The organism is Blautia sp. MCC283 (assembly GCF_018785565.1).
GTDB lineage: Bacteria > Bacillota > Clostridia > Lachnospirales > Lachnospiraceae > Blautia_A.
This window is the reverse complement of sequence record NZ_WQQB01000013.1, coordinates 112,066-119,228: the sequence shown is the minus strand read 5'-3', so window position 1 is coordinate 119,228 and position 7,163 is coordinate 112,066. Positions and strand designations below refer to the sequence as shown.

Annotated in this window: 4 protein-coding genes; 3 read left to right on the top strand and 1 reads right to left on the bottom strand. The window is 37.1% G+C overall.

Translation table 11 applies throughout. From position 1 onward, the window contains the following. On the top strand, nucleotides 1-3,062 hold a 3,062-nt coding region (locus tag GPK81_RS04215), incomplete at its 5' end, for a WD40 repeat domain-containing protein (protein WP_215706599.1). 133 nt (nucleotides 3,063-3,195) lie between these two features. Here the strand turns inward: GPK81_RS04215 and GPK81_RS04210 are convergent. Then, nucleotides 3,196-3,924, bottom strand: coding sequence for an HD domain-containing protein (locus tag GPK81_RS04210; RefSeq protein ID WP_215706598.1), 729 nt, complete (start codon nucleotides 3,922-3,924; stop codon nucleotides 3,196-3,198). A gap of 236 nt (nucleotides 3,925-4,160) precedes the next feature. Between GPK81_RS04210 and GPK81_RS04205 the strand changes: the two genes are divergently transcribed. Continuing rightward, nucleotides 4,161-4,829, top strand: a complete 669-nt coding sequence (locus GPK81_RS04205; RefSeq protein WP_215706597.1) for a 3'-5' exonuclease — start codon at nucleotides 4,161-4,163, stop codon at nucleotides 4,827-4,829. Nucleotides 4,830-4,862: 33 nt separating this feature from the next. Further along, nucleotides 4,863-7,163, top strand: coding sequence for an MBL fold metallo-hydrolase (locus GPK81_RS04200; RefSeq protein WP_215706596.1), 2,301 nt, complete (start codon nucleotides 4,863-4,865; stop codon nucleotides 7,161-7,163).

Sequence of the window (7,163 nt, the reverse complement as noted above, 5' to 3'; positions counted from 1 at the left end):
CAGAAATCAAGCTGGACCATCAAAAAGCAGGAGAGGGGTACCAATCCAATTCCCTTGATGAAAAAATGCAATGGTTTATTCTGGATTTCCTGCTTCCAGAACTTGGATGGTATATGGAGAAAAACGATCTGTATGCAGTTGACCTTCCAACCTTCCGGCAGGTCATTAATATTGTCTTGAAAGGAGAGAACGAAGCAGATATCTGCGGTACTTATGGGAAAAAATATTTTAAAGAATATCTGAAAGGTGAGGACCCAGTTCCAAATACTCAGACCTATGCCAGACAGATGCTTGCTTTAGAAGGACCTTTGGGTGAGGATTACGCATCCGTAATTGTCAAATACTGTGTATATTCGTTAGGTATTTTATATGCCAATAACCAAAGCTACAGTTTTATTCATCAGCATATCAGGGACTTTTTTGCTGCAACGAAAATTATTACAGATATGAAAATGGCTTTATATATTTCAAAATGTGATAATGGCTCTAAAAATTCGATTAAGAATCTTGATGTTATAAATAAAGATATTTTAAGTAATACTGTTATTCAGTATATTGGTGAAATTTTGCATGAACATCTGCAAAGTATAGAGAATCAAAATACTTCTTTACCTCAAAACGTTTTATTCTTATACAGAAATATATTTTTCTCAAAATATGCTGAAGAATATGGAGTATGGAATTTAATAAAAATTTTGTATAACTCCCATAAGACTTTGTCCGGAATAGATCTTTCTTATTTGGATTTAAGAAATTGTCCTTTAAATGATATAGATCTATCTCATTCTGATTTAACGGGAAGCGCATTAACTCATGATACTTTGTTTGAAACAGTTCACACTGATAGTATACAAAGCATAGCTTATTCTTCAAATGGGTACTTGCTTTACACTGGTGGACGAGATGGATCTCTTAAAATATGGCATGTTAAAACATCAAAATGTCTAAAAACTATTAGAAAATATCATGATTCCATAATGAATATTTCTTTAAATAGAAATTATCTTGCAGTTTCTACAGGTAAAATAACGGAAATCATTGATATTAATACATATAAAGTGTGTAGACGATATCGCTCAATAAATGGTGTTTTTTCGCCTTCGGGGGAATTTTTGGCTGTTTTTTATAAACGCAAAAAAACACAAGTTATAAATACAACCTCATTTAAAGTCATTGGATATTTAGGATACAGTTATAATCCATTAATATCAGACGGTAATATGATTACCTTTACTTCGGATAGCAAATACATCGCTTATACTGTTTCAAGTCGCTATAATATTTTTTCTGAAAAAAGCATAGAAATTTGGAATCTTGAAACTTTTACGAAAGTCTTTACTATCTGCAATGAAGATGATCCGTATGAAAGGATAAGTGGAATTGATTTTAATCAAGAAGGAAATTCTATTGTGGTTGCCATGTATAGGTCTTCCATAAATATATATCAACTTCATTTAGAAAATAAGTCATACTGTTTCCACTGCCGTTTTTCTCTAAAAAGAGAGTACGGTGGAACTGAAATAAATCAAGTGGCTACATCCGTAAAATATGTAGCATCTACTTGTCTTATTATCGGGGATAGAGATGGAGGCTTGCATATTTATAACTTAAATTATGTCGATCAACCTTTATCTAAACAATTCCATTTTTACAAAAAAGCACATACCTACACTATATCTTGTGTCTCTATTCATTTTAATAAAAGCCAGTTATACTTAGCTGCCGGCGATACGGATGGATGTATTAAAATATGGGATTTGAATCGAAAAAAAGTCGTAAAGGATTTACAAAATTGTAATGACAAAAGAATACTTTGTTCATACTACATTAAATCAACACATGAAATTCTTATGTGCAATAAAAAAGAAGTCCTTGTTTTCAATCTCGAAACAGGTATTTTATCTAACAATATATTTGTTTCAAATATTCACCATACTGCTTACGAGGACAATAGTAAATTATTTGCTATTGCTTACTTAAATAATATTTTAAATATTTATCATTATAGCGAAAAATTTCATTTTGTTGATAAAATTATTGTTCCATGTGAAAAAGTCGAATACATACAATTTGTCGCAAATGGTAAATACCTAGTCATCAATGGAGACAATAAATATTTTTTCAAATATGACACTCAGTCAAATATATTAAAAAGGCTTAGCTTCTCATTATCTCAAGAAGGGATGAAAAAAAAATTAATATCAATATCTGGTAATGCTATCATATATACTACTTCTCCTCATAATGGAAAGATTAAGGCGTATGATATAATTAATGAAAAAAAATTTCCTGCGATTAAAATTAATTTAGAAAAAACCCCATTTAAAGGGGTTAATGATGAGCATAAAATAATGCTTTTGGGAAATGTTGTATGTTTCTCATATCAAAAATCAAATTATCTTACAATGAAAGGAGGACAAGTTTATAAATTAAATGAATATAACCACGAGTATAATTTATATCTTACAAACAAAGGATACTATCCACCAGAGTTGTTTTTAAGTAATGATGCAAAATTTTTGGCGGTTGTTACAAGTGACCTTTCTCCGGAAGTTCAGATATACAGTGTTCAAACGCAGGAACATTTGTTTGACATATATAATTTACCCCGAATCAATAAAATTTCTTCGCCTATATCTTTACGACATATATTGAGTTATATTGCATATAATAAAGTTTACTATACTAATTCAAAAGATTTTCGATTAACATTATCTTCTTTTGTTTCTGACGATATTGAGAATTTTTTATATTCGATAAAACAACATTTACAATTCCTTTTTTATAAAAAATATAACGGACATCAAAATGGGTGCGTTTCATCTGTGAGTTTTGTTCCGTTTTCAGAGATTTTTATCACTTCATCATTTGATGGAACGGTAAAAATATGGAAACCGACAAAATGTAAAAAAATCTCAAAAAACCTAACCTGTTTTAAAACTATAAAATATATTCCTGGATTAAAAGTGAAAGATACGAAAATCCAAAAATTAAGCATATTGTCTGACTTATCAGTAGAAGATATAAGAGACTTGAAAAATTACGGAGCACAACTAGATTAGAAGCTATAGTTACAAGACGATTAAAAGGCGGTACAAACTTTACTTAAAATGTAATTCAAGTAAGGTTTGTACCGAAAATTTCACAAATTACTAAGCTGGATACTGCCGACTTCAGCAGTCAATTTCCTGCCAATCAGTTGATGATTGCCTCTCTCTTTGAGGAATCTGTTTTTTCGCCAATGCCTTTCACCTGATCAAATTTATCCATCATGATTCGCATACTGTTGTTCAGTGAATAAATGTTACTTTTCAGGATTGAAAATGAATTGGTATAATCCGGATAATAATTCTTGCAATAGGAAGCCATCGGAATCAGAAAGTCGTCTGTTTCCTTGATGTACTTACGCATCCGTTCAAAGGTAAACGTATACAGGCTGGTGCTGTTATGCAGGCGGTCACTGAGTTTGATCAGAGATGCCTTACAGTTTCGCTCAATCTTTTTAAAATACACGCTTAGCTCGTATTCATCCAGCCCGGATTCCTTAGTCAGAAGCGTAATAATATCCAGTACCTCCTGGGAAAGATGGTACTCCGTAATCAGTTCCCGGCCTTTCAAAGGGAGCTTATCGCTGCAGTCTTCCAGCAGATCATGCAGCAGGGCAGCAGCAAGCGTTGTATCATCATCAATTCCATAATTGATTAACGTACTGCAGACTTTCAACGGATGGACAATGTATGGCATTCCATCCTTCCGGTACTGGCCATTGTGGAAATGTCTTGCCACTGCCAACGCAATCAGTGTCTGCTTCAGGTTCTTTGCTACTGCAAATCCTTTGATGAACATGTAGGATTTGATGTACTTTTCGGTATCCACTTCGTTATAAGTTTCAACCAGTGGAATAATGTTTCGTTTCTTCTGCATTTCGATTCCTCCTTATCTAAACCACAATAGTAACCTGTACTATTCTTATACCACACATCCAGATTTCTGAATATCCACCCTTTCGTAACGTACTGACACCCCATTTTTCCTCCGTTCTTTCGTAACGCATTGACATTGAGTTGCCCTAATCCCCATGTTATGCTCATATTATCAAATCAATGGAATACCCTCGCATAAAGGCTATTCCGGGAAATAAAACCAGGGAGGAAACCACTATGAAATATGTTGTTATCGATCTTGAAATGAATCCAATTGCTTCTGTCTACAAGGCAGAGCGCACAACCTGCAAACTCGAAGTAATTGAAATTGGGGCCGTTTTGCTCGACGAAACGTATCATGAGATTGGCAGTTTTGTCACCCTTGTTAAACCATATTTCAATTCCCGTATTGAGAAAAAATATGAAAAACTGACGGGAATCAAAACATCCATGGTAGAATCGGCACCTTATTTTGAAGATGCCTTACACATGTTTTTCTCCTGGTGCAACAGCATCCAGGATGAAATTCAGATTGTTCAATGGAGCGATAATGATTTTGCCCAGATTTCAAAGGAAATCCAATTAAAAAATGTCTCTTTATCCATTCAGGATAAAAAATACATTGACACTACATGGTTTGATTTTCAGGCTGAATATGGACATACCCTCGGCCTGGAACACAATGTTTCTTTAAAAGACGCGGTTATGTACGCAGGAGAAGACTTCTGCGGTCACCAGCATGATGCCCTTGTGGACGCAAGAAATACAGCGGGGTTATTTGGAATTTTGCACGATGAAACCAAACGACAGAAAGCTCTCCAGTATGTCATTGATGCACTGAAACCCAAGAATAATTTTTCCATCGGTGACCTGTTCGATTTTTCATCCCTGTCATTCTCCGCTTAATTTTTTCGGCATCTGAGAAAAGGAGGATGAACCATGAGTGATTACTTTATCCCGTTGGGAGGCGGAAACGAAATAGGCGCATCAGCCTATTACCTCTCTATCGAGGGTATACATATTCTTTTGGACTGCGGAGCCAGGCTGAAAGGAGATGAGTTATACCCAGATTATGAGAGGCTTCTGTACGAACTGAATGATTATTCTGATCTTGACCTGATCCTCATCAGCCATGCACATTATGACCATATCGGATCCATCGCAAGGATTGCCTCCCTTGCCCCGAATGCAGAGATTATAACCACAGAAGCCTCAAAAAGGCTGATTTACACGCAGCTTCTGGAGTTCGGACGCATATCCGGACGAAAAGAAATTGACAAGATCAAAAATGAGCGTTACCGGAAAGCACAGATCCTTATGGAACGTATCCATACCCGGCCTGTTGCAAAACCATTTCTCATCCATGGATGTAAAATTACCCTGCTGCCAGCCGGACATATGCCAGGGGCAGTTATGATCCATCTGGAAACCGAGCATCATGATATTCTGTATACCGGGGATTTCAGTATAGCTTCCATGTTTGGGGTAAATGGCATGCGCCTTCCGGAACAGCTTCATCCAAAAACTCTTCTGATCAACATTCCGAATGCTTATCAGAAAGAGGATACGTGGGAAAACCTGTTCAGTGAAGGCACTCCCACGGACTTACCGGCTTCCTATTCCGGACTAAAAGATATCATTCAGGAACACAGAAAACTTGGAGATGGCATCTATCTTGTTTCGAGAAGCATACCGAAACATCTGGATCTGTTTTACTTCCTGAGTTCTGTTTTTCCTGAACTCCCTGTCTACCTGGAACCAAAGAGCAGGGCAGTGGCAGACATTCTTTCGGACATGGGATATCAGATATACACCCCAAACATTCATATCACTGAAAACATACCGACAAAAAACTGTATTGTAGTTGGCCAGGAAGCAAAACGGACAGGATGTGTTTCCATCCCCTTTGACAACTATAGTCTTCATGCATCAATTCCGGAAACACTTTCATTCATCCAGTATCTTATGCCGGATTTCATGTATGTACTGCACACCCGTCCCGTGAAAGAAAAGATACCGCTCGCTCACGCTGTAAAAAAACTGCAGCCCACACTCAACGCAGTACAGTCTGTGAACGGTGAAAAATATTATTTAAAGAGGACAAAGAAAATGAAATACGATCAAATCTACCGTTCCGTAATGGAAGAAGAACTCGAAATAGCAGAAAAGCAGTTGTCTGAGTACCGAAGAGGACGGCATAAATCCGCTTTTGAATGGATTGCCATTTATGGGAGCCTGCTGTATCCGGGACTGCATCCACACGATGCTTATTACAAACTTCAGGATTCTTTTGTGAAAGAGTCTGGCATTACCTATGATGATTACCGCACTGCTTTACATAATACAAATCTTGACAGTGAAGACCGCAGAAGATATGTGCTCGGTTTTGTAGAAAACCAGATGGCTGTATTAAAGAAAGCTCTTGACGGAAATATGGACGCTATATCCAATTTCTCCGAACTCACAGAAAACCTGAATCTGCGCGACCGCCAAAATGGAAAACTCTATTTTATTGGAAAGTACATGGTTATTTTCATGATTATGGCTGATCCGGATCTGAAAGATGACAAATATCTGCCTGTTGCATTTACCTTCGGGGCCCGCTACTGTGACAGACTGCTCAGGAACCTGCGTGGACAGCTGCTGAAAAACAGTGGCATGAAGCGGAAAAGAAAATCTGCCAAAGATGTCCTTCAGGAAACAGAGCATGTGCTTTCTGAATCTGCCAAAGCGGAAGGGATGGCTTCCGGAGATAAATACGAGCAGCTTCAGTTCAAATACGATAACTGCAGAAATTCCCTGGAACTGGTACAGGCCATGCTGGATGAATTAAATGAAACCATCGATGAAACCGCAGCAGAAGCAAAAGACGCGGCCATTGCATCTTTTTATACCAGCATGAACTCCGAATCTTACGGACATCTTCTGGACAGTATTGAACTGGTGGACAGAAGACTCGCCGCATTAAAAGAAAACAAAGTAAAAATCCCGCCGCAAGTTCTTCCACTGACAATTGTATTCAAACAGCTGCTTCGTTTTATCAAAGACAGCGGTATTCACCCACTTGACTCTACCGGACGTGAATTTATGGCAGAAGCAGAGGATCTGTCCGGATACACCTACATCGGAGAGCCATTCAGCTATGAAGGTGAAAAGAAATCTGTTACCGTAGAAAAACCTGGATGGAAATATGGAAATACCATTATTTCCCTTCCAACAGTACGCGAAAAAGAAGAATAG